Raw genomic sequence first — 1230 nt, forward strand, 5'->3', positions numbered from 1 at the left:
TACGGAGTTACAAAGGAACGAGGTAGACGAAGCAGTCTGGAAAGGCTCGTCATAGAAGGTAACAACCCTGTAGTTGAAACTTCGTTCCCTCTTGAATGTATCCTGAGTACGGCGGAACACGTGAAATTCCGTCGGAATCTGGGAGGACCATCTCCCAAGGCTAAATACTCCCTAGTGATCGATAGTGAACCAGTACCGTGAGGGAAAGGTGAAAAGCACCCCGGAAGGGGAGTGAAAGAGATCCTGAAACCGTGTGCCTACAAATAGTCAGAGCCCGTTAACGGGTGATGGCGTGCCTTTTGTAGAATGAACCGGCGAGTTACGATCCCGTGCGAGGTTAAGCTGAAGAGGCGGAGCCGTAGCGAAAGCGAGTCTGAATAGGGCGTTTAGTACGTGGTCGTAGACCCGAAACCAGGTGATCTACCCATGTCCAGGGTGAAGTTCAGGTAACACTGAATGGAGGCCCGAACCCACGCACGTTGAAAAGTGCGGGGATGAGGTGTGGGTAGCGGAGAAATTCCAATCGAACCTGGAGATAGCTGGTTCTCCCCGAAATAGCTTTAGGGCTAGCCTCAAGTGTAAGAGTCTTGGAGGTAGAGCACTGATTGAACTAGGGGTCCTCATCGGATTACCGAATTCAGTCAAACTCCGAATGCCAATGACTTATCCTTGGGAGTCAGACTGCGAGTGATAAGATCCGTAGTCAAAAGGGAAACAGCCCAGACCGCCAGCTAAGGTCCCAAAGTGTGTATTAAGTGGAAAAGGATGTGGAGTTGCTTAGACAACTAGGATGTTGGCTTAGAAGCAGCCACCATTTAAAGAGTGCGTAATAGCTCACTAGTCGAGTGACTCTGCGCCGAAAATGTACCGGGGCTAAATACACCACCGAAGCTGCGGATTGATACCTTTGGTATCAGTGGTAGGGGAGCGTTCTAAGGACAGTGAAGTCAGACCGGAAGGACTGGTGGAGTGCTTAGAAGTGAGAATGCCGGTATGAGTAGCGAAAGACGGGTGAGAATCCCGTCCACCGAATGCCTAAGGTTTCCTGAGGAAGGCTCGTCCGCTCAGGGTTAGTCAGGACCTAAGCCGAGGCCGACAGGCGTAGGCGATGGACAACAGGTTGATATTCCTGTACCACCTCTTTATCGTTTGAGCAATGGAGGGACGCAGAAGGATAGAAGAAGCGTGCGATTGGTTGTGCACGTCCAAGCAGTTAGGCTGGTAAGTAGG

1 rRNA gene is annotated in these 1230 nt (G+C 51.1%); it reads left to right on the forward strand.

Annotated features, from left to right (window positions below):
* Positions 1-1230 (forward strand): 23S ribosomal RNA (locus tag MR058_RS22800); the annotation flags it as partial.

Source organism: Bacillus cereus group sp. BfR-BA-01430, assembly GCF_022663115.1.
Classification (GTDB): Bacteria; Bacillota; Bacilli; order Bacillales; family Bacillaceae_G; genus Bacillus_A; species Bacillus_A cereus_BD.